Consider the following 21,278-nt stretch of genomic DNA (forward strand, 5'->3'; position numbering starts at 1 on the left):
GAATTTAGAAATATTAGAGTTTATGAGGGTTTCCAAGTATTTGACTTTGTTTCACTTTCACATGGTTTTAGGCTAAATGAAATAAAACTTCATAATCTTGGATATTTTGAGGTTATCGATGCTTCTATTGCTATTCAGTCAATTTTGGTAAGTAATGTAAATATCTCAGAAGATGATATTTTATTCGGTATTGAATCGAGTTTTTGGCCTGGAAGATTTGAAATTATCCGCAAAAACCCTCTTGTGATAATCGATGGAGCTCATAACGATGCCTCTTCAAAAATTTTGAGTGATACTATTAAAAACTTAACAGACAAAAAAATAACGCTATTATTTTCAATGTTAAGTGATAAAAACGTCTTTTCTTTTTTGTCGAATATAAGAGATATTGTCGCTAAACTTGTGATTACCACTGTCCCAAACTCCTATTCAAGAGCGTTGAATCCATATGAGATTTACAATTCTGCGAGGTTATTTTTTAAAGAAAGCATGATTGAAGTAATAGAAAATCCGAGAAAAGCTTATTTTGATACTAAAGATTCTCTTAAAGAAGATGATATACTTCTTATAACTGGTTCTCTTTATCTTGTTGGATTTGTTCGTTCTCTAGAAAATATTTTCACTTTTAACTCAAAATTGGTATAATAATAATGTATGGGTAAAATATTAGGCAGTTTTTCGATTTTTTTGCCTGTTCTGTCAAAAACAGAAATTTATTTAATTGTTTTAGCATTTGTAATCCTTAACTTTGCAATTGCACTTTTCATCTATAACGATAGCAAAAACCGTGGTGGAAAAAGTATAGGATGGGTTATTTCTTCAATCCTTTTGGGAGGTATCATTCCACTTATTTTTTATCTAATGGTAAGGAGTCCTTATACTCTTGATGAAATAAGAGAAGATAATGAAAGAAAGGAGGTTCTAGCACTACAGAAAAAATATTATCAGTTAATGATTAGTAAAGAAGTTTATAAATGTCCTATTTGTGGGGAAGAGGTAAAAGGTGAATATATATTTTGTCCACATTGTTTTACCCAATTAAAAAAGAAATGTCCTAAATGTGGGGCAATAATTGAAAAAGATGCAAAAATTTGCCCTTACTGCGGCTTTATCTTTGAAGGAAAGGAGTGATGTATGAAAGTATTTACTTACTCTCCGGGTGGTGTTCACCCTGATGAAAGTAAAATCACAAAAGACTTTCCCTTTGAAGTATTTAAGTCTCCTCCGGTTGTTGTTATTCCTTTACAACAACATACAGGTGCACCAAATAATCCCCTTGTTTCAGTTGGGGATTACGTAAAGGTTGGTCAAAAAATTGGTGATACTAACCAGTTTGTTGCAGCTCCAGTGCATGCTTCGGTATCTGGAAAAGTTTTGGCAATTGAGGATAGACTTTTGCCTAATGGCACAAAGGGAAAGTGCGTTGTAATTGAAAACGACTACAAAGACGAATGGGTTGAATTGAGTAAAAGAGACTCTTTTGAGGATTTACCAAGAGAAGAAATTTTAAAAGTCATTAGAGACAAGGGTATTGTGGGATTAGGAGGAGCATCTTTTCCTACGGCAGTAAAACTCTCTCCACCGCCAAATAAAGTAATTGATATTATTATTGGAAACGGAGCAGAATGCGAGTCTTATTTAACTGTTGACAATAGGGTTATGCTTGAATACCCTGACAAAATCATTAAAGGTATTCTTATTGAGATGCAGATTACTGGCGCAAAAAGAGGTATTATAGCAGTCGAAGAGAATAAAGAAGATGCAGCCTTACTTCTTAATAAGAAAGTACAAGAAATGGGTTTATCGAATGTTGAGGTTGTTCTCGTTAAAACAAAATATCCTCAAGGAGGTGAAAAGCAACTTATAAAGGCAGTGCTTAATAGAGAAGTCCCTTCAGGAGGATTGCCTTTAGATGTCGGTGTTGTTGTGCAGAATGTCCAAACTTTGAAGGCAATAACTGAGGCTATATTGGAAGATAAGCCTGTAATTGAAAGAGGTATTACCGTTTCGGGTGATGCGGTTGAGAAAAAAGGTAATTTTATCATGCGGATTGGAACACCTGCAAGTTTTATCATTGATACTCTTGGGTTAAATAGGAAATTAAGAAAACTCATATTTGGCGGTCCAATGACGGGCATTGCTCAGGCATCTGTCGATGTGCCTGTGATTAAGGGAACTTCAGGTATTCTTATGTTTGGCGAAGAAGCCTTAGAAATGGCTCCGCAAGAAGAATCACCTTGTATAAGATGTGCAAGTTGTGTGGACAGTTGTCCTATGGGCCTTATGCCCTTTCTTATTGATCATGCTTCAAGAAGAAAAGATTTGCAAGAAGCAGAAAGACTCCATGCTCTTGATTGTATAGAATGTGGAGTTTGTTCCTATGTGTGTCCTTCAAAGAGACATTTGACTGAAAACATTAAGGGTGTGAAACAAGCAATTATTAAGCAGAAGAAAATTGAAGCTGCAAAACAGGCTGCCTTTGAGAAACTCAAACAACAACGACAAAAAGAAAAGGAAATGTCTTAGAAGGAGGAAAAAAATGGCTAAATATGATATTGACCTTGTTGTTAATGCTGCCCCTCACATAAGGGATAAAGTGAATACTTCCTCCATCATGAGAGATGTAGTTTTAGCTTTAATCCCAGCAATGGTTGGAAGTATTTTTATTTTTGGTGAAAGGGTAATAGTTGTCTATTTGGTTTCCATAGTTTCTTCAATCCTTGCAGAATACGTAGGGAATTTACTGTTCCATAAAAATTCATCGCTAAAAGATTTTTCTGTGGTTGTAACAGGTGTTTTGCTTGCAATGACTCTACCACCAAGCTCTCCATGGTGGATGGTTGTAGTAGGGGCATTTTCTGGAATTTTGCTTGGAAAGATGATTTTTGGTGGAATTGGTTCAAACCCATTCAATCCTGCTCTTGTGGGAAGAGCTGTTTTAATGGTTTCTTGGCCTACCTACATGACAACATGGGATAAACCACGTTTTTTCATAGGGTTTCCTTTCAGGGTTTTAAGCCTAGATGCTATCACATCGGCAACTCCTTTGAATGTAGTTCAATTACAAAGTTATTCTCAACTTATTTCTGAATTTGGTAGCAAACTAAACTTGTATACCTCTCTTTTCTTTGGTACCGTTGGTGGTAGTATTGGAGAAACTTCAGCAATTCTTCTTCTAATAGGAGCTATTTATCTATTTATAAGAAAAGTCATCGATTGGAAAATTCCCACTTTTTATATCGCAACTGTTTTCGTTTTGTCGTTCGTTTTTGGAAGAGACCCAATATTTTCAATTCTTGCTGGTGGTCTATTTCTTGGTGCATTCTTCATGGCAACTGACTATAGTTCGTCTCCAAAAACACCGCTTGGTAAGATTTATTATGGCATATTTCTTGGTATTATGACTGTTATAATCCGTCAATTTTCTTCTTACCCAGAAGGTGTAATGTTTTCAATTCTTTTAGGTAATGCTTTAGTTACGTATTTTGATAAGACTATGCCAAGAGTTTATGGTGTTTTTCCTAAAAAAGAGGTGTCAAAATGAAAAGTGTGCTTAAATTTGCTCTGAATTTTGGTATAATCGCTGCGATTATTGGTTTAGCTTTAGCGGTAGTTTTTCAAATAACGGATCCTATTATCAAACTTCAAGATGCAAAAGCACTTCAGGAAGGATTACAAAACGTTTTTAACGGCAATTATGAATTTCCAGAACTTGAAAAGCCGATTCAATCATTGGATCCTTCTGTTCAGATTCTTAAAACGTTTCTTGTGAGGGATAAAAACTCCAATTCGATTGAAGGAGGGGTTTTAACAGTTGTGGTTGCAGGGTCTCAAGCACCTATTAAGATGCTTGTTGGAGTTAAAAAAGACGGAACAATTTCAGGAATATCAATCTTAGCAATGCAAGAAACAGCAGGTTTGGGAGCTAACGCAGATAATCCTTCTTATTATGTTAATAAGAAAAACAAGATAACTTTTTTAGGTCAATTCAAGGGCAAAAACGTTGAAAAGGATAAATTAATTCCAAAAGAAGATATAATTGCGATAACTGGTGCAACAATTACTTCTAAAGCGATATCTACAGGTTCTAAAGTTGCAGGGGAGTCGTTTCTTCAATATTTAAAGGAGGCTCACCAATGAAGAAATTAAAAATCATTTGGGAAGCAATAATACCAAACAACCCTGTCCTAATAATTTCTATAGGTTTGTGTTCAGTTATTGCGGTTTCTAACTCTGTTAAAAGCGCACTTCTTATGACTCTTGTTTTTGCTTTAGTTCAGATTCCATCAAACATTATAATCTCAGCAATGAGAAAAATTATCCCTAACGAATTAAGAGTCCCTATCTTTGTAAGCGTAATTGCTGCTTTTACAACTATTGCAGCTTTGTTATCTCAAGCGTTTTTTAATCCAATATATCAGGTTATTAAACTTTATATTCTTCTTGTGGTTGTAAACTGTATTATCATCGGAAGAGCTGAAGCTTTTGCCTATACAAATGGTATTTTTGATTCACTTCTCGATGGAATAGGGAATACCATTGGCTATGGTTTGGTGCTTGTTACTATTGCTATTATGAGGGAACTAATTGGAAAAGGAACTCTTGCAGGTATCCAAATAATGTCTGAAAGTTATCAACCTATGCTTCTTATGATCCTTCCGCCAGCAGGTTTTATTTTTATCGGAATTTTAACTGGTGCAATTGAAACATACCTCAAACAAAAAGGAGGTAAGGAATGAGTTATTTTCAAAATCTTATAAAGATATTTATTTCCTCAAGTATAATTAATAACATAATTCTTATCCAATTTCTTGGTTTGTGCTCTTATATTGGTTTAACCGATAGCCTTTCGTCTTCAATTGGAATGAGTTTTGCAGTAATTTTTGTAACAGTCTCTTCTTCGATTCTTGCTTGGATGATTGATAACTGGATTCTCATACCAACAGGACTTCAACCTGCTCTTCAAATTACAGCATTTATTCTTGTGATTGGCTCTTTTGTTGGACTTGTTGAGATATACATTAAGAAGGTTTCCCCAAATCTATATAAGGCGATGGGTATTTACCTTCCACTTATTGCAACAAACTGCCTTATACTTGGTGCAACATTTATTAACTCAATGAATAATTACGATTTTGTTGAATCGATTGTCTCTGGTTTTGGTATAGCAACTGGTTATGCAATTGCAATGTTACTTCTTGCAGGCATTAGGGAAAGATTAAGGAATTCTGATTTACCTCCGTTTTTCAAAGGGAAAGCAATTGCTTTTATGATTTCTGGTATTCTTTCCCTTGCATTTTTAGGCTTTAGTGGAATAATAAAATAGAGGTGTATTATGAAAGATTTGTTGGTTTCTGTAGGTACTTTGGGTGTGTTAGGGGCTTTATTTGGAGCGTTGATTGGAATATTTTCAGAAAAATTTAAAGTTGAAGAAAGCCCTTTAGTCTCTGCAATTTATGAGGTGTTACCACATGGAGATTGCGGAGCCTGCGGATTCCCTGGTTGTCATCCTTGTGCTGAAGCAATTGCTGAAAAAAGAGCTCCCTACGATGCTTGTTCTGTAGGTGGAAAAGAGGTAGCAGATAAAGTTAAGGCAATTATGGAGGAAGCCGAAAAATCTTCTTCCTAATTTTTATTTTTCATAGTAAAATAAAAAAGGGGAAGTGATGAAAAGATTTATTGTTTTTGCTCTTATTTGCGTTTTAGTGCTCGTATACGTGGAGACAGCGCAGTCCCAATCTATGGTAGATATTGTTTCTGAAAATACATTAAACATAAAGGTTTCAAAAACTGTTTTCTTTAGTATTGATAAGTCAGTTTTTAATGGACTTACAGGCTTTGAGCTTTTAGATGGGCAAAATAAACTTCCCCTTTCCTTTATAGAAAACGGAAATACAATAATTTTTAAAACTTATTTGAATTTTAATCCTTTAGAGAAGAAAAACTTAAAACTTGTTTATGGTGTTTCAAACCCTCGGTATGTTGAATTTTTCATTCCTGATTACTTTGGAACGCACTTTATTATACCTACTTCTTGTAATGTGAATGTATTTTCTTCTTCTTCCGATAATAACGTAAAAATTGTAAAGAAGGATACTAATAAACTTTATTTTGATATTACTCTCCATGAAAACAACTTTAAAACTCTCAAATTATTAGAAGACGGAGTCTATGAATTAGTTTCTAATAAACCTGTTTTAGTAAGTATTTCGACTTTAACTGCTCCTTTTGATAAGGATTCTTCCGACGATATTTCTTCTCTTTATGGCACCTATTTTGGAGTTTATGTTCCGAAGTTTCTTTTTATTTTTGCCCAAGACAATGCCCATATAAGAGTTGAGGATAGTGACGGTAAAATTGTAACTGAAAGCGATATTGCCAAAGGCTCTTTCTACATTAATACTAACTTAAAAGAAGGTTTTTACATTATTTCCTCTGACAAACCCGTTTTGGTTGAGTATGGATATGCTTCGGATAATGTTTTTGCAACTATCTTCGGAGTTGGAAATGTAGAATTTGAATCTTTTGGAGGGTTTGGAGTATCTTCTATATTTAAAGATACAGAAGTTATCGTTGAATTTGGTGGGGAAAAGAAAACTTTTACCCTTAAGAATGTTAATGATTTTGAGTATTTTGAAACACAGCCAGATGAAACTGAAGATAACACATTAAAAATGATTCCGGTAAAGGTAAGTGCTTCAAAATCTGTTTTGATCTATGCTTATGGTGTTTATGGTAATACCGATGCAGAACAGTTGCCAGGTTTTAGTGATTTTAATAAGTATAATTTTAGAACTGGCAAGGTTACAAATATCTATGGTGAAAGAAAAAGGAGAGTTGTTGTTATTCCTGTCGATAATAATACCTCTTTTTACGTTAATGGTGCAAAATATACACAGGGTGCATTTGAGAAAAAGGAATTTTTGTTTAATAAAAGTTTTTCGAAGGTTGATATATCATCAAATAAGCAGGTTGTGGTATTCGATCTTGGTATTGCGAAAAATAGAGAGATATTTAGCACCCTTATTCCTTATAAAACCTCTGAATTTATAAAAGTATCAACTATTGCTCCGTCTCAAGATAGTGAAAATAGCACTGTAAATAATCCAAGTCCTTCAGATAACAAACCTACCCAAGAAAAAAGTTTTCTTGAAAAGGTAAAAGGTGCTATACTATCGGTAGCGGGGAAAATAATGGAATTCTTTAAAAATACGTTTAGTAAATTTGATTTAACTTATACTTTTGGGGTTATTGTCGCCTTTTTTAAAAATATTTCGTTAAAGATTCTTGAATTTCTTAAGCCTTTATCTTTACAAATTTACAATTACACAAAGAATTATTTTCCAAATTTAACTCCAGACTTAATTTCATCTATTATATCTGTAGCAGTTTTGTTAATTCTTTTAATAATTTTATTCCCTAAAAGGCATGAGAAAAAATTAAAAGAAGTTCCTCTTAAAGAAATAAAAAAGAAACCCATTGCTTTTGATGTGAAAGATATCGAAATAAGGGAAATCGAAAAACCAGTTGAGGAAGCAAAACCTGTTGAAGAAAAAGCTGAAGTCCCTCTTGTAAAATTAAAGCCTGAAGAAAAAGCCCCTGTTAAAGATGATAAAAAAATAGCAGAGGAGCAAATAGCTAAAGAAGAGAAAATTCTTAGACCGATCCCACAGAAAAGATTTGGCGAAAAACCTATTATTGAACCTACAAAGATTATTAAACCTTCAGAGAAAAAGGAAGAAAAGCCTATTATAAAGGTAGAAAAAGAAGAAAAGCCTATTATAAAGGTTGAGAAAGTTAAAGAAAAAGAGGAGGAACCTCTTCCAAAGGTAGAGGAAGTTGTAGAAAAACAAGAAAAACCTGTTATAAAAGTAGAAGAAGTAAAAGGAAAAGAGGAAGTCCCTCAAACTAATCCTGTAGAAGCAGTTGAAGAAGTTTCTTTTGCAGATTTTGCGCAACCTCCTGAAGATACTGAAACTTTGAAAAAAACTAGAGAAGTAAAAAAGGAAGAAGAGGTAACGGAGGAAAAGAAGGAAACTTTCAAAAAGGAACAATTTAGATCTACTTTTGATGAGCTTTTGTCTAAGTTAGAGAAGGAAAAACAAGAGCAAACCGAAAATAAAGAAGCTGTTGAACCCATAAAAGAAGACGTCAGTAAAGCAAAAGAAGAAAAGTTAATAAGTGAAACACATGTTAAAATTGAGCTTAAAGATAGATTTGTTATAGATGCAACCTCCTTTAGGAAGATTTTTGAGAGCGGTAAACTAAGCAAATCCGAAAAAGATAATATTTTAAATAGAGCATTTATTGCTGCTTCAGAAAAAGCCAAAATTAACGACATCATTTTAGAGGGTGGTTATAAGCCTGCTGTTATTGCTCTCTCACAGATCGAAGAGAGGCTTGCAGAGGATATTGCAAAGAGAATTGGAAGTAATGTCATAACAGCCTTCAATATTTTAATTGCTAAAAAGATTCGAGTTTCTGATGTTGTAGTTGATGATAATCCAAAAATAAAAAATTATCAAAACACAAAAATTATTTTAATAGAAGAAATGATTTAATTCTGTTTTTTAAGTAAGTTGTAAAGTTGTCCAGAAACCTCAAAAGATGATAGTTTAGTTCTTGCGATGATAATTGAGTTTAACTCAGCCTTTTTTAAAGTTTCTTCTTCAGGGGTATTACTCTCAGTAACTATAATAATCGGTATCCTCTTAATTGTTGCAACACCTACTACATTGATGTTAGATTGAACAGTTATCCAAGTAGTTTCTTCTTCAGCCTTTGAAAGAACATTACTCAGTAAATCACAAGTGTAAGCTTTTTCTACTATTTTATCTAAATCTTCTTCTTTGAAATTTGTAAGCACTTCAAGTTTTAATTCTTCTATTAACTTTCTTATTTTCATTTTGACGCCTCCAAAAGTATTATCGTTTCTCCAAACTTCGAAAAGAAGGTATGTCCCTTTTCCAAATGTGGAGGTTAAGAAGAAAAAATCAGAAATTTTTTCGATATTCTTAAGGCCCATACCTGCACCAAACCCAAGCATTCTTGCTTTTTCCGATGCCGTTGAATAACCAGGTTTTAAAGCAAGAATAAGATTGTTTATCCCTGGTCCTATGTCTTTTGCAATTGAGACAATTTTTTGCTTGTATAGTATTGTTTTAATAAAACCAAACTTTGCGTGTATCACTATATTTGCTTCGGCTTCATAGAGGCAGATACCAGATTTTCTTACAATTTCTTTTTCTCTACCAATACTTCCATTTAAAATTGATGTATTAAGTGCTTTTAGAAGCGACTCCCTTATTCTTAACGTTGCATCTCCAAGATGGTCAAAGTCTTCTCCAAAAATCGGGAATTCTAAAACTAATATTGTATCTTCCATGGAGCTCCTTTGAGTCCTGCTTCGTAAAGCAGTCCGCATGTTACAAAAACAATATATTTAGTGCGCAATAGAATAATGTTCTCTTTTTTCGCTAATTCTACTGTTGATGCCTCAATTGGCTTTCCTCTTGCAATAAGCACCACTGGTATATCTAAAATTTTTGCGGTTTTTACAACCGATGGGTTTGTCACACCAGTTATAAGTAGAACTGGCTCTTCTTCTCTACTGATAACAAATAATGTATCTGAGAGAAGGTCAGCTGCAAATCCGTATTTGATGTTTACATCCCAATTGCCTTCTTCTTGTAAAACTTCTGCATCTACAATTTTAATAATTTCTTCTACCTTCATCTTTTATATATTTTACCATAAAAAAATTTTTATTATAGTGATTTTTATAACAAATAAATAAGTAACGCTATTCTTATAATTATGCATTAAAATTATAATAAAAAAGTGAATAATATCACATATTTTGCAAAATTTAAATTTTTGGTATAATTAAGTGATGAGAAAGAAGCAACAGTTATGTGATAATTTTAACAAATGTGTTCAAGTATCCGAATTTCTATCTGCTGTAAGCAATCCTGTAAGAATTGGTATTATCTGTTATCTAACAACTGGTGAGAGATCTGTTAATGAAATTGTTGATAAACTTAAAATCTCTCAACCTACCGTGTCTCTTAATCTGTTTAGACTTTACAGGGCAGGCTGGCTTTCAAGGAGGCGCGTGGGGAAAAATGTTTACTACAAAATAGCAAAAGATGAGTATAAAGAAATTATTGAAAAGATTAGTGATTTATATTTAAAAAAGATTAAAATAGGAAAAACATCATGAAAGGAGGAACAATGGAGGTAAAAACATTTCCTGCAGTTGATATGGAAATCAAGAAAAGGGGTGCAAAACCAGAAGCACTTATACAGGTGCTGCATGGCACTCAAGAAAGCCTTGGGTATTTGCCCGAAGAGGTGCTTACATACATTTCAGAGAAACTCAACGTGCCTCTTTCCAAAATCTATGGGGTTGTAACTTTTTACAATTTTTTTAAACTTAAAAAAGATGCTGAACATGTAATTATGGTTTGTATGGGGACGGCTTGCTATGTAAAAGGCTCAGAAAATATTTTAGATGTGATTTGTAATCGTTTGGGAATTAAACCAAACGAAATTACAAAAGATGGAAGGTTTGCTGTGAGGATTGTTAGATGTCTTGGGTGTTGTGGTCTTGCTCCTGCTATTATGGTCGATGGGAAAGATGTTTATGGAAAAGTAAGCAAAGAAAACTTAATAGAAATTCTTACAAAATATTCATAAATGAAAGAACTTTCCTTAAATATTCTTGATATAATTGAAAATTCTCTTAAGGCAAAGGCAAAAAATATTGAACTTACAATTGTTGAAGATGATTCAAAAGACCTACTTTTAATTGAAATAAAAGACGATGGAGTTGGAATGGATGAAGCCTTATTAAAAGAAGTTTTTGACCCATTCATGACTACATCTAAAAACAAGAAGGTTGGTTTAGGGATTCCGTTATTAAAACTTGAGGCAGAATTATGCGATGGGGGTGTATTTATTGAAAGCAAAATGGGTTTAGAAACGATTGTAAAGGTATACTTTAAAAAATCCCATATTGATGTGCCTCCTTTGGGGGATTTACCTGCAACCATTGTTAGTATCATTGCAACGCATCCTGAAGTGAATTTGAAGTTCAAACATGTTGTAAATAACAGAACTTTTGAGATTTCAACAGAAGATCTGAGGAAAACCTGCGAGGAATCACTTTGCACTCCATTGGTATTGAATAGTATCAAAACTTTTTTAGAAGAAAAAATAAAAGAACTACATGGAGGTGTTTAAATGGACAAAATTAAGTCGATTGAAGACTTGAGAAAACTGAGAGAACAAGCAAAGGCATTTTTAAGAACAAGACAAGGAGAGGTAAAAGTAAAAATTTACATTAGCATGGGAACTGTCGGTATTGCAGCAGGGTCAAGAGATGTCCTTTTGGTAATATTAGACGAACTTCAAAAAAGAAATTTTACAGATGTTCAGATTATTGAAAGAGGTTCTATGGGATTAGACGTTGAAGAGCCTGTTGTTGGAGTTGATAGAGATGGGGTTGTAGTTTACTATGGACATGTCACTCCTGAGATGGCAAGGCAAATTGTAGCGTCTCATGTAATCAATGGACAGATTATTAGTGATTGGGTTATTGCAAAGGAGTAATATAAATGAAAATCTATAGAATTCATGCATTAATTTGTGCCGGTGCTCAGTGTATTGCTGCAGGTGGAAATGGTTTTGAAGATGCCCTAAAAGACGAACTTAAAAAGCACGAACTACTTGAAGAGGTAAACATTATAGAAACAGGATGCATGGGTTCGTGTCAACTTGGACCCCTCATGGTTGTTTATCCTGAGGGTGTTATTTATACAAAACTTAAACCCGAAGATGCTAAAGAAATAGTGGAGGAGCATTTCTTAAAAGGAAGAGATGTGAAGAGATTGATGTGGAAGGAAAAAGAGACTGTCCTTCCATCTTTAAGTGAAATCCCATTTTTCGCAAAACAGACGAAAGTTGTTTTAAGAAACTGTGGAATTATAAATCCTGAGGATATTAACGAATATATCGCTCAAGGTGGTTATGAAGCACTTGGTAAAACAATAACAGAAATGACACGAGAAGACGTGATTCAAGTCATAAAAGATTCTGGTTTAAGAGGAAGAGGTGGTGCTGGTTTTCCAACAGGAAAGAAGTGGCAACTTGCCTATGAACAAGATTCCCCTATCAAATATATTGTATGCAATGCTGATGAAGGTGATCCTGGTGCCTACATGAATAGATCAGTCTTAGAGGGTGATCCACATTCTGTTTTGGAAGGTATGGCTATAGCGGGTTATGCAATAGGTGCTCAGAAAGGGTTTATTTATGTCCGAGCTGAATATCCTCTTGCGGTAAAGAGATTAGAAATTGCAATAAAACAAGCTAAGCAAATAGGTGTATTAGGAAAGAACATATTGGGGACTAATTTTTCATTTGATATTGAATTAAGAATTGGCGCAGGTGCTTTTGTTTGCGGTGAAGAAACTGCTTTAATCAATTCTATTGAAGGTAAACGTGGTGAACCAAGAAAGAAACCACCATTTCCAGTCCAAAAAGGTGTATTCGGCTTTCCTACTGTAATAAATAATGTGGAAACACTTGCTAATATACCAGTTATCATAGAAAAGGGTGTTAAATTCTTTAGAAGCTTTGGGACAGAAAAAAGTCCTGGCACGAAAGTTTTTGCACTTGCAGGTAAGGTCAACATAACAGGCTTAGTAGAAGTGCCTCTTGGCACACCTTTAAGGACGATAATATACGATATTGGTGGAGGGATTCAAGAAGGACATTCTTTTAAAGCAGCTCAAACTGGAGGACCTTCAGGCGGCGTAATTCCATCTCAGTATATCGACGTTCCAATGGATTACGAAAGCCTTGCATCTTTAGGTGCAATTATGGGTTCGGGTGGTTTAATTGTAATGGATGAAACAAGTTGCATGGTTGATGTAGCAAAGTTCTTCCTAAAGTTTACAGTTGATGAATCTTGTGGTAAATGCACTCCTTGCAGGGAAGGAACGCGTCAGATGCTAAATATTCTTGAAAGGATTACCTCTGGAAAAGGTCGAATGGAAGATTTAGAATTGCTTGAAAAACTTGGTAATACAATAAAACTTACTTCTTTGTGTGGTTTAGGGCAAACTGCTCCTAACCCAGTTCTTACAACATTAAGATACTTTAGAGATGAATATATAGCTCACATAAAGGATAAGAAGTGTCCTTCAAATGTTTGTAAACTTTCTTCGGAGGTAAAAAATGAAAGAAAAGTCTTTAATAGATCTTCTTCATAATGTTCAGGAAAGCAACTCTAAAAATTACGTATCTAAAGATTTAGCCAAAAAAGTTGCAGAAACCTCTAATCTTTCTCTTTCAAAAGTTTACGGTGTTGCAACCTTTTATACGATGTTTTCGGTTACTCAAAGGGGAAGGCACATTATAAGGGTTTGTAGAAGTTTATCTTGTCATCTTGCAAATGGAGAATCCATTTTACACAAACTTAAAGAAGTCCTTGGAATAGATATTGGGGAAACTACATTAGACGGCGAGTTTACATTAGAAGAATCTAGCTGTCTTGGTATGTGCTCGATTGCCCCTTCAATGATGATAGACAATGTTCCTTTTGGTAATCTTAAAGAGGAAGATATTGAAGGTATTATAAAGAAGTTTAAGGAGGGGGCGTTATGAAATTTTATAGAACTCACGTGTTAGTTGCAGAGGACTCAAAAAGCCTTTCAAAAGGAGCAAAAGAAATTGAGGAATTACTTTTGAGAGAAATAAGAAACCTTGGTCTTGAAAAGGAAATCCTTGTTACACCAACTGGAAGCTTAGGATACGAAGAAATTGGTGTTGCAATTGCCGTCTATCCCGAAGGCATTGTATACGCTCCTATTACACCTAAAGATGTGTATGTGATTGTAAAAGAGCATCTTCTTAAAGGAAGAGTTGTATCTAATCTTGCCCATGAAATTGGTAAGAGGGATATTTCACTCGGTATAAGTAAGGCAGAAAAAGTTTTATCAGCGCAGAAGAAAGTGCTATTAAGAAGAGTAGGGAGTATTAATCCTGAATCAATTGAAGAATACATTGCAGAGGATGGTTATCTTGCACTTGAAAAGGCTTTTGAAAATGGAAGTGATTGGGTTTTGAATGAAGTAAAGAATTCGGAATTGAGAGGTAGAGGTGGAGCAGGTTTTCCAACAGGAAAAAAGTGGGAATTTACTGCAATGGCAAAAAGTGATGTTAAATTTGTCGTCTGTAATGCAGACGAGGGGGAACCCGGAACTTTTAAAGACAGAGTCCTAATGGAAGGTGATCCCCATTCTATTATTGAGGGGATGATTTTAGCAGGTTTTGCAACAGGAGCAACCTATGGGTATATCTACATAAGAGGAGAATACGAACTTTCTATCAAAATGCTTTCTAAGGCAATAGAGCAAGCATATGATTATGGTTTCCTCGGTAAGAATATTTTAGGCTCAGGTTTTGACTTTGATATAGAGATTAAAAAAGGTGCAGGTGCATACGTCTGTGGTGAAGAAACTGCCCTTTTAGAGTCGATCGAAGGGAAACGCGGCGAACCTAGGAAAAAACCTCCGTATCCTCCAACTTCTGGTCTGTTTAAAAAACCTACTGTAATAAACAATGTTGAAACACTTGCAAACATACCTCCAATACTGGTAAATGGTTCTGATTGGTTCAAACAAATAGGAGTTCCAGGGTCATATGGAACAAAATTGTTTAGTTTGATGGGTGATGTAAATTATAAAGGAGCAATCGAAATACCATTTGGCGTAAAACTAAGAGAGATAATAGAAGAGGTAGGTTTTGGAATTAAAGAAGGTAAAAACCTTAAAGCAGTAATTTTAGGTGGTGTTTCAGGCAGCCTTATTTCAAAAGAAGAAATTGACACAGAAATTGATTTTAATTCCCTTGCAAAAATTGAGGCAGGCCCTGGTTCGGGATCGATTGTTGTCTTAAGTGAAGATCGTTGTATTGTCGATGTTGTCAAAAATATTGCGTATTTCTTTAGGCATGAATCTTGTGGTAAATGCACTCCCTGCAGAGTTGGAACCGATGTAATTTATAGGATAGTTGATAGTATATCAAAAGGTAAAGCACAAAAAGATGACCTTATAAAACTTGAAAAATTATCAAACGCAATGAAACTAACATCTTTTTGTGGTTTAGGGCAAACGGCACCGAATATCTTATTGCAGTCTCTCACAAAATTTAAAGAAGAGTGGCTTGCACATATTAATGAAAGAAAATGCCCTTCAAATGTTTGCCAATTTGAACCAATAAAAGAGGAGGTCATAAATGAGTGATTTAGTAAACGTTAAAATTAATGGAAAAAATTATCAATTTCCAAGAGGAAAAAGAATTCTTGATGCGTGTAAAGATGTAGGAATTGAAATCCCTACCCTTTGTTATCTTGAGGGTATTGCTGAAGAGGGTTCTTGTGGAATGTGCGTGGTGGAAGTTAAAGGCTCTAAAACTCTTCAAAGAGCCTGTATTACAGAAGTAGCCGAAGGGATGGAAATAACTACAAATTCTCAGATTGTTGAAGAAGCAAGAAGAATGAATCTTGAACTTGCACTTGCGCATCATCCTTTGGATTGTATGACCTGTGATAAAGATGGGGATTGTGCCTTGCAAGATCTTGCTTATGAGTTTGGGATAAAAAAGAGCCAATTTCTTGACGAAAAAGAAGCATTTGAATATTCAAAAGAAACTCCCTGGGATACGAACCCGTTCATCCAATTTGATCCACAAAAATGTATTCTATGTAGACGCTGTGTTGATGCCTGCGAAAACCAAGCAATTGTTGAAGCAATTGGGATTGCTATGCGAGGATATAAATCAATTGTATCAACTCCGTTTAATTTGCCTCTTGAACAAACTGACTGTCAATTTTGTGGAGAATGCGTCCAAGCCTGTCCAACTGGTGCTCTAATTGAAAAAACGAGAGTTGGTAAAGGTAAGATTTTCCAATTAGAAGCAACTGATACTGTCTGTGCATACTGCGGAGTGGGATGTAATATTACACTCTACCGCAATAAGAAAAATGAGCTTGTTTTAGTAAAAGCAAAAGACGTTAAACCTAACGAAGGAAGAATTTGTGTTAAAGGACGTTATGGATATGAATACGTTAACTCCAACGAGAGATTAACAAAACCTCTTATAAAAGAAAACGGTGTTTTTAGAGAAGCAACCTGGGAAGAAGCCCTTGATTATACGGCAAAAAGATTGTTGGAAATAAAAAGAAAATATGGACCTGATGCTATTGGTGTTTTAGGCTCTTCTCGTTGCACAAATGAAGACAACTATTTAATTCAGAAATTTGCAAGAGCCGTGATAGGCACCAATAACGTTGACAACTGTGCAAGACTTTGTCATGCATCAACTATTGCTGGTTTAGGTAAAGCTTTAGGAGCTGCTGCTGCAACAAACCCAATAGAGGACATAAAGAATGCCGACGTAATGTTTGTTATCGGTTCTAATACAACCGAAACACATCCAGTAATTGCTCAGTTCATTAAAGAAAATAAAAAGAAAAATGGTGCAAAACTTATAGTCTGTGACCCAAGGAATATAGATCTTGCAAAGAATGCAGATATTTTCATACAACACTATCCTGGAAGTGACGTTGCCCTTTTGAATGGCATGATGAAAGTCATTCTCGAAAAAGGTCTTTTGAATAAAGAATTTATTGAAAGCCATACAGAGGGTTTTGAGAGTCTCTTAAAAGTCCTTGAAGAAGTTGATCTTGATGAAGTTTCTAAAATTACCGGAGTTGAAAAGAAGCTCATTGAAGAAGCGGCAGTAACGTATGCAAAGGGTTCAAATTCATTGATTTTCTATACGATGGGTATTACTCAACATCACATAGGCACAGATAATGTGCTTTCAATAGCAAATCTTGCTCTCATTACCGGTCATATTGGGAGAGAAGGTAACGGAATAAATCCATTGAGAGGCCAAGCAAACGTCCAGGGTGCTTGCGATGTCGGTGTTCTTCCTGATGTGTTCACGGGTTATCAAAAGATAACTGATGAAACCGTTCGTAAAAAATTTGAGGAATATTACGGGGTTAATCTCCCATCTGAAGTTGGATATGCAGTTACTCAGTTTGGAGATCTTGCTCTTAATGGGAAGCTCAAAGCAGTCTACGCAATGGGTGAAAACCCGTTAGTAACAGAGGCAGATGTAAAACATCTTAAAGAAGGATTTGAAAAGTTAGAATTCCTTGCAGTCCAGGAAATTTTCCTCTCAGAAACTGCTCGTCTTGCGGATGTTGTTTTTCCTTCTAAGGCAGCGTATGAAAAGTATGGCACATTTACAAATACCGAACGTAGGATACAATTATTACATCCTACAAGAGAAGCTTCATACGGTGTTAAGGACGATTGGGAAATTGTTTCAGAAGTTGCAAAGAGAATGGGCTATAACATGGATTATCATTCATCAGAAGACATCTGGAACGAAATAAGAGAGCTTACTCCAACGTTTAAGGGAGTAACTTATAAGAGACTTAAACAGCAATCCTTACAATGGCCTTGCCCTGAAGAATCACACCCTGGGACAAGTATTTTACATTACGGGGGAAATTTCAAGAGACCTAATGGAAAAGCTCTTATTACTGCTGTAAAATATGAACCTCCCGTTGAGACTCCTAATAAAGAGTATCCTTTCATTTTAACAACAGGTAGAATACTGTTCCATTATCATTCAAGAAATGAAACAAGAAGAGTTAAAGTTTTAGAATCTTTTGTTCCAGAAAATTATGTTGAGATCAGTCCAAAGGATGCCGAAGAGCTTGGTATTAAAAATGGTGATAAAGTAGAGATCAAAACAAGAAGAGGAAGTGTAACTTTAAAAGCAAAAATTTCAACAAAACCAAAGAAAGGCGTTGCTTTTGTAAGTTTTCATTTTTCAGAGGCAAATGCAAATGTTCTTACAATAAATGCCATTGATCCAATCGCAAAAATTCCTGAGTTTAAAGCGTGTGCGTGTGCAATTAAAAAAATTTAAATAAAAGGGGGTAAAAATGAACGAAGTTAATTTCTTTCCGCCAAAAGAAGTTGCACAGAAATTATGTGAAGCTGGTGTTTCAAAATGCAGACTACCTATCTTAAAGATGTTCGTTCTTGCAATCCTTGCAGGGGTTTATATTGCCTTTGGTGCACAGTTATTTTTACTTGTTAGCTCTGACACTACACTTGGTTTTGGCTTTACAAGATTTTTATCGGCAAGTGTCTTTACTGTAGGGCTTATGTTGGTTGTTGTTGCCGGAGCAGAACTATTTACAGGAAATAACCTTGTGTTGATTGCTGCCCTTGATAAAAAGGCTAAGTGGAGTGAGCTTCTTAAGAATTGGGTTGTTGTGTATATTGGAAATTTTGTAGGTTCAATTCTCATTGCAGCATTTTTATTCTGGAGTGGCACTTGGGCATTTAATGGCAATCTTGTTGGTGCAAATAGTCTTAAAGTTGCTCTTTCTAAAACGACACTTACCTTTGGTCAGGCATTTTTTAGAGGCATACTCTGTAACTGGTTGGTGTGTTTAGCAGTATGGATGGCAATGTCATCAAAGGATATTATCGGTAAACTTTTTGCAATATACTTTCCAATTATGGCTTTTGTTGCATCTGGTTTTGAACATTCTGTTGCAAATATGTTCTTCATCCCATACGGAATTTTTTTAAAAAGTATTCCAGAAGTAGTTCAAGCAACAGGTAAAACACTTACCGATTTTGCTTCACTAAATTTCGGAAGCTTCATAACTGTAAACCTAATTCCTGTTACACTTGGTAATTTAGTTGGCGGTGCTTTCTTTGTAGGGTTTGTTTATTGGTTAGTTTATTTAATGAATAAAAATGGTTAAACCAATTATTCTTGTAGGCGGAAAAAGTAGAAGATTTGGAAGCGATAAATTTTTCCTAAAGGTTAAAGGAAATACAATTTTTGAAAGAACCTACACAATCTTAAAATCTGTGTTTGTGGAGGAGCCTGCTTTTGTAGGCAGGCTCTCTTTAATGCCACATTATGAGTTTTATACCGATCTTATACCAAATATTGGTCCAATTGGCGGACTTTACACGGCATTAAAAATTTTTAGTTGTGATTATGTGTTCCTCGTTGCATGTGATATGCCGTTTATTAAAAGAGAACTTCTCTTATATATGTTTAATAATTTGGATTATTCCAAAGAAATATACATCCCGAAACTAAGTAATGGATACATAGAGCCACTTTTTGCCTTTTATAGTAAAAGACTGTTACCAAAAATTGAAGAGAACATAGGCAAAGGTATGTTTAGGTTGAGTTCTTTAATTGAAGAGAGTAAAACACAGTATTTTAATCCTAATGAAATAAATAAATTTGACCCTGAGTTTTACACTTTTTTGAATATCAATACAAAGAGTGATTATTATAAAATTATGGATATACTCTCTTATGATGAAAAAGTATCCGATATTTAGATTTGAAAACGGAAATATTACAAGTTTAGAAGATTACATTGTAGAAGAAAATCTTCTAAATATTTTCGTAAATGATGAGTTTATAAATTCTATTTTCTACTCTAACGGAGAAGAATTCCTTTTGTCTTTAGGTTTTCTTTTTGTAAACGGCATAATAACACATAAAGGCGATATTAAGAGCTTTAAGCATGTCGGAAACGAATTTTCAAAAAATTATTATTTTGAGGTTGAAAAAAACGGTAATTCTTTTTTTGTTGATGGAAGGCCTATTTCTATTGATAGTAATAGATTATTCTCTTTAATGAAGGAGCTTCTTTCATACTCAAAGGTATTTGCTATTACAGGAGGGACTCATATCGTTGGAATTGCAAACGGAGACGGGGTGATGAGTTATTTTGAAGATATATCTCGGTTCTCGGCAACTTTAAAAAATGTGGGTTTCATTATTGACAAGGAAATAAAAGAAAAAGTTATACTTTTAACCTCTGGAAGGATAAATTTTAATATAGTTGACATTGCAAAAAAGGTACATATACCTCTTATTGTGTCTCAATCTGCAGTTTCTACTCTTGCAATAAATGAGGCTAAAGATAACGATATTGCTCTTATAGGATTTTTAAGAGGTAATCGCTTTAATATCTATACGTCAAGTTCACAGATTTTACTTAAATAACTATATCTGTATAATATCTTTTGATGGAAATCTATCATACACCAGTTTTATTAAAAGAAGTATTGGATTTGCTTAATTTAAGAGAAGATTCAATTGTTGTTGATGCAACACTTGGAGAAGGTGGGCATTCTGTTGAGATTTTAAAAAGAATCCCCAAAGGCTTATTAATAGGCATAGATCTCGATAATGAGGCAATTAAAAAAGCAGAAAAGCGGTTAAAAGAAGTTGGAGATAACTTTGTTCTCGTGCCTGCAAATTTTAAAGAAATTAGGGCTATTGTGTTATCGACTGCACAAGGTGCAACCCAAATTCTTGCTGATCTTGGTGTTTCTTCACTTCAATTGGAAGAAGCCGAACGCGGTTTTTCCTTTATGAAGGAAGGACCCCTCGATATGAGGATGTGTAAGCCTTGCACTCGCTATTCTGCCTATGATGTGGTTAATAGCTTTTCTTTTGAAGAGTTGAGAGACATAATTTATACTTACGGGGAAGACCCTTTTGCAGAGAGGATTGCAAGAAAAATCGTTTCTGAAAGAAAGAAAATGCCAATTTCAACGACTGTAGAGCTTGCAGACATTGTGAGAAGCGTTTATCCTAAAGGTTATTATCGGATTCATCCTGCAACAAAAACATTCCAAGCGTTGAGAATTTTTGTTAATAGAGAACTCGATAACCTAAAAAAATTTTTAGAAGATGCACCTTTAGTTTTACTTCCAAAAGGAAGAATCGCGATCATTACATACCACTCACTTGAGGATAGGCTCGTTAAAAGAACTTTTAAAGAAAATGTTTCTTTGGAGCCTATTGTAAAACACGTAGTTAAACCTACCAAAGAAGAGATATCCATTAACCGACGGAGTAGAAGTGCAAAATTGAGGGTTTATGAGAAGACTGGGTAGAGTTAGTAATAAATTGCTTTTATTCATTTTAGTTATTGTAGTTTTTTTAAATTCCGTAGTTTTTTTCGCTACCTTGAATTTGAAAAAGAAGGTAACTGACTTGGAAGGCGAAATCGATATTTTAAAGGCAGATAACTCAAAATTATCATCTACTTATTATAATTTGATTAATCCTTTGAGAATTGAAAAGTTAGCTAAAGAGAAATTAAAGATGGTTGAGGTTAAGAAATTCTATGT

General features: G+C 34.6%; 24 protein-coding genes. 22 read left to right on the plus strand and 2 right to left on the minus strand.

Annotated elements, in window-relative coordinates:
* The 9 genes from K6343_04245 to K6343_04285 form a co-directional block, all read left to right on the plus strand.
* Positions 1-645: hypothetical protein (locus K6343_04245; protein MEF3245175.1), on the plus strand; the 645-nt coding region annotated here is incomplete at its 5' end.
* Positions 646-654: 9 nt separating this feature from the next.
* A complete protein-coding gene (locus K6343_04250) occupies positions 655-1,131 on the plus strand; it encodes a zinc-ribbon domain-containing protein (GenBank protein MEF3245176.1) in 477 nt (158 codons plus the stop codon).
* A 3-nt stretch (positions 1,132-1,134) separates the two neighbouring features.
* Complete coding sequence (rsxC, locus tag K6343_04255; protein MEF3245177.1) at positions 1,135-2,526, plus strand: electron transport complex subunit RsxC; 1,392 nt, start codon at positions 1,135-1,137, stop codon at positions 2,524-2,526.
* A 13-nt stretch (positions 2,527-2,539) separates the two neighbouring features.
* On the plus strand, positions 2,540-3,544 hold the full coding sequence (locus tag K6343_04260; GenBank protein ID MEF3245178.1) for an RnfABCDGE type electron transport complex subunit D: 1,005 nt from the start codon (positions 2,540-2,542) through the stop codon (positions 3,542-3,544).
* Entirely contained in the window at positions 3,541-4,140 is a 600-nt protein-coding gene (locus K6343_04265; GenBank protein MEF3245179.1) for an FMN-binding protein, read from the plus strand. Before K6343_04260 ends, K6343_04265 begins: the two co-directional genes overlap by 4 nt.
* Complete coding sequence (rsxE, locus tag K6343_04270; protein ID MEF3245180.1) at positions 4,137-4,739, plus strand: electron transport complex subunit RsxE; 603 nt, start codon at positions 4,137-4,139, stop codon at positions 4,737-4,739. Before K6343_04265 ends, rsxE begins: the two co-directional genes overlap by 4 nt.
* Positions 4,736-5,326, plus strand: a complete 591-nt coding sequence (locus K6343_04275; GenBank protein MEF3245181.1) for an electron transport complex subunit RsxA — start codon at positions 4,736-4,738, stop codon at positions 5,324-5,326. Before rsxE ends, K6343_04275 begins: the two co-directional genes overlap by 4 nt.
* A gap of 9 nt (positions 5,327-5,335) precedes the next feature.
* Positions 5,336-5,629 carry an RnfABCDGE type electron transport complex subunit B gene (locus K6343_04280; protein ID MEF3245182.1) on the plus strand — a complete coding sequence of 98 codons (294 nt, stop codon included), beginning with the start codon at positions 5,336-5,338 and terminating at the stop codon, positions 5,627-5,629.
* A gap of 37 nt (positions 5,630-5,666) precedes the next feature.
* Positions 5,667-8,561 (plus strand): hypothetical protein, encoded by a 2,895-nt coding sequence (locus K6343_04285; protein MEF3245183.1) that lies wholly within the window; start codon positions 5,667-5,669, stop codon positions 8,559-8,561.
* On the opposite strand, the gene K6343_04290 is transcribed toward K6343_04285, so the two are convergent.
* Together K6343_04290 and K6343_04295 are read right to left on the minus strand one after the other, a co-directional pair.
* On the minus strand, positions 8,558-9,385 hold the full coding sequence (locus K6343_04290; GenBank protein ID MEF3245184.1) for a hypothetical protein: 828 nt from the start codon (positions 9,383-9,385) through the stop codon (positions 8,558-8,560). The two genes, K6343_04285 and K6343_04290, sit on opposite strands and share 4 nt — an antisense overlap.
* On the minus strand, positions 9,367-9,735 hold the full coding sequence (locus tag K6343_04295) for a hypothetical protein (protein ID MEF3245185.1): 369 nt from the start codon (positions 9,733-9,735) through the stop codon (positions 9,367-9,369). The genes K6343_04290 and K6343_04295 overlap by 19 nt, the downstream gene beginning before the upstream one ends.
* A gap of 157 nt (positions 9,736-9,892) precedes the next feature.
* Here K6343_04295 and K6343_04300 point away from each other — a divergent pair, with 157 nt between their 5' ends.
* The 13 genes from K6343_04300 to K6343_04360 form a co-directional block, all read left to right on the plus strand.
* Positions 9,893-10,222, plus strand: a complete 330-nt coding sequence (locus K6343_04300) for a metalloregulator ArsR/SmtB family transcription factor (protein MEF3245186.1) — start codon at positions 9,893-9,895, stop codon at positions 10,220-10,222.
* An 11-nt stretch (positions 10,223-10,233) separates the two neighbouring features.
* Positions 10,234-10,698 carry an NAD(P)H-dependent oxidoreductase subunit E gene (locus tag K6343_04305; GenBank protein ID MEF3245187.1) on the plus strand — a complete coding sequence of 155 codons (465 nt, stop codon included), beginning with the start codon at positions 10,234-10,236 and terminating at the stop codon, positions 10,696-10,698.
* Positions 10,699-11,244 carry an ATP-binding protein gene (locus K6343_04310; protein MEF3245188.1) on the plus strand — a complete coding sequence of 182 codons (546 nt, stop codon included), beginning with the start codon at positions 10,699-10,701 and terminating at the stop codon, positions 11,242-11,244.
* Positions 11,245-11,613: a (2Fe-2S) ferredoxin domain-containing protein gene (locus K6343_04315; protein ID MEF3245189.1), complete on the plus strand. Its 369-nt coding sequence runs from the start codon at positions 11,245-11,247 to the stop codon at positions 11,611-11,613.
* 5 nt (positions 11,614-11,618) lie between these two features.
* On the plus strand, positions 11,619-13,277 hold the full coding sequence (nuoF, locus tag K6343_04320; protein MEF3245190.1) for an NADH-quinone oxidoreductase subunit NuoF: 1,659 nt from the start codon (positions 11,619-11,621) through the stop codon (positions 13,275-13,277).
* Positions 13,243-13,671, plus strand: a complete 429-nt coding sequence (locus tag K6343_04325; protein MEF3245191.1) for an NAD(P)H-dependent oxidoreductase subunit E — start codon at positions 13,243-13,245, stop codon at positions 13,669-13,671. The genes nuoF (K6343_04320) and K6343_04325 overlap by 35 nt, the downstream gene beginning before the upstream one ends.
* Positions 13,668-15,311, plus strand: a complete 1,644-nt coding sequence (gene nuoF / locus K6343_04330) for an NADH-quinone oxidoreductase subunit NuoF (protein MEF3245192.1) — start codon at positions 13,668-13,670, stop codon at positions 15,309-15,311. Before K6343_04325 ends, nuoF (K6343_04330) begins: the two co-directional genes overlap by 4 nt.
* Entirely contained in the window at positions 15,304-18,018 is a 2,715-nt protein-coding gene (gene fdhF / locus K6343_04335; protein ID MEF3245193.1) for a formate dehydrogenase subunit alpha, read from the plus strand. The genes nuoF (K6343_04330) and fdhF overlap by 8 nt, the downstream gene beginning before the upstream one ends.
* A gap of 16 nt (positions 18,019-18,034) precedes the next feature.
* Positions 18,035-18,871, plus strand: coding sequence for a formate/nitrite transporter family protein (locus K6343_04340; GenBank protein MEF3245194.1), 837 nt, complete (start codon positions 18,035-18,037; stop codon positions 18,869-18,871).
* Positions 18,864-19,469, plus strand: coding sequence for a molybdenum cofactor guanylyltransferase (locus tag K6343_04345; GenBank protein MEF3245195.1), 606 nt, complete (start codon positions 18,864-18,866; stop codon positions 19,467-19,469). Before K6343_04340 ends, K6343_04345 begins: the two co-directional genes overlap by 8 nt.
* Positions 19,444-20,142: a formate dehydrogenase accessory sulfurtransferase FdhD gene (locus K6343_04350; protein ID MEF3245196.1), complete on the plus strand. Its 699-nt coding sequence runs from the start codon at positions 19,444-19,446 to the stop codon at positions 20,140-20,142. Before K6343_04345 ends, K6343_04350 begins: the two co-directional genes overlap by 26 nt.
* Before the next feature lie 23 nt (positions 20,143-20,165).
* On the plus strand, positions 20,166-21,041 hold the full coding sequence (rsmH, locus tag K6343_04355; GenBank protein MEF3245197.1) for a 16S rRNA (cytosine(1402)-N(4))-methyltransferase RsmH: 876 nt from the start codon (positions 20,166-20,168) through the stop codon (positions 21,039-21,041).
* The coding region (locus K6343_04360) for a cell division protein FtsL (GenBank protein MEF3245198.1) at positions 21,025-21,278 on the plus strand (254 nt) is incomplete at its 3' end. The genes rsmH and K6343_04360, both read left to right, overlap by 17 nt.

The organism is Caldisericaceae bacterium, from assembly GCA_036574215.1.
Taxonomy (GTDB): Bacteria; Caldisericota; Caldisericia; order Caldisericales; family Caldisericaceae; genus Caldisericum.

Excerpts from the sequence above, each read along its gene's own strand:
- K6343_04250 (MEF3245176.1), top strand. The coding sequence starts at position 655 with ATGGGTAAAATATTAGGCAGTTTTTCGATTTTTTTGCCTGTTCTGTCA.
- rsxC (MEF3245177.1), top strand. The coding sequence starts at position 1,135 with ATGAAAGTATTTACTTACTCTCCGGGTGGTGTTCACCCTGATGAAAGT.
- K6343_04260 (MEF3245178.1), top strand. The coding sequence starts at position 2,540 with ATGGCTAAATATGATATTGACCTTGTTGTTAATGCTGCCCCTCACATA.
- K6343_04265 (MEF3245179.1), top strand. The coding sequence starts at position 3,541 with ATGAAAAGTGTGCTTAAATTTGCTCTGAATTTTGGTATAATCGCTGCG.
- rsxE (MEF3245180.1), top strand. The coding sequence starts at position 4,137 with ATGAAGAAATTAAAAATCATTTGGGAAGCAATAATACCAAACAACCCT.
- K6343_04275 (MEF3245181.1), top strand. The coding sequence starts at position 4,736 with ATGAGTTATTTTCAAAATCTTATAAAGATATTTATTTCCTCAAGTATA.
- K6343_04280 (MEF3245182.1), top strand. The coding sequence starts at position 5,336 with ATGAAAGATTTGTTGGTTTCTGTAGGTACTTTGGGTGTGTTAGGGGCT.
- K6343_04285 (MEF3245183.1), top strand. The coding sequence starts at position 5,667 with ATGAAAAGATTTATTGTTTTTGCTCTTATTTGCGTTTTAGTGCTCGTA.
- K6343_04290 (MEF3245184.1), bottom strand. The coding sequence starts at position 9,385 with ATGGAAGATACAATATTAGTTTTAGAATTCCCGATTTTTGGAGAAGAC.
- K6343_04295 (MEF3245185.1), bottom strand. The coding sequence starts at position 9,735 with ATGAAGGTAGAAGAAATTATTAAAATTGTAGATGCAGAAGTTTTACAA.
- K6343_04300 (MEF3245186.1), top strand. The coding sequence starts at position 9,893 with ATGAGAAAGAAGCAACAGTTATGTGATAATTTTAACAAATGTGTTCAA.
- K6343_04305 (MEF3245187.1), top strand. The coding sequence starts at position 10,234 with ATGGAGGTAAAAACATTTCCTGCAGTTGATATGGAAATCAAGAAAAGG.
- K6343_04310 (MEF3245188.1), top strand. The coding sequence starts at position 10,699 with ATGAAAGAACTTTCCTTAAATATTCTTGATATAATTGAAAATTCTCTT.
- K6343_04315 (MEF3245189.1), top strand. The coding sequence starts at position 11,245 with ATGGACAAAATTAAGTCGATTGAAGACTTGAGAAAACTGAGAGAACAA.
- nuoF (MEF3245190.1), top strand. The coding sequence starts at position 11,619 with ATGAAAATCTATAGAATTCATGCATTAATTTGTGCCGGTGCTCAGTGT.
- K6343_04325 (MEF3245191.1), top strand. The coding sequence starts at position 13,243 with ATGAAAGAAAAGTCTTTAATAGATCTTCTTCATAATGTTCAGGAAAGC.
- nuoF (MEF3245192.1), top strand. The coding sequence starts at position 13,668 with ATGAAATTTTATAGAACTCACGTGTTAGTTGCAGAGGACTCAAAAAGC.
- fdhF (MEF3245193.1), top strand. The coding sequence starts at position 15,304 with ATGAGTGATTTAGTAAACGTTAAAATTAATGGAAAAAATTATCAATTT.
- K6343_04340 (MEF3245194.1), top strand. The coding sequence starts at position 18,035 with ATGAACGAAGTTAATTTCTTTCCGCCAAAAGAAGTTGCACAGAAATTA.
- K6343_04345 (MEF3245195.1), top strand. The coding sequence starts at position 18,864 with ATGGTTAAACCAATTATTCTTGTAGGCGGAAAAAGTAGAAGATTTGGA.
- K6343_04350 (MEF3245196.1), top strand. The coding sequence starts at position 19,444 with ATGATGAAAAAGTATCCGATATTTAGATTTGAAAACGGAAATATTACA.
- rsmH (MEF3245197.1), top strand. The coding sequence starts at position 20,166 with ATGGAAATCTATCATACACCAGTTTTATTAAAAGAAGTATTGGATTTG.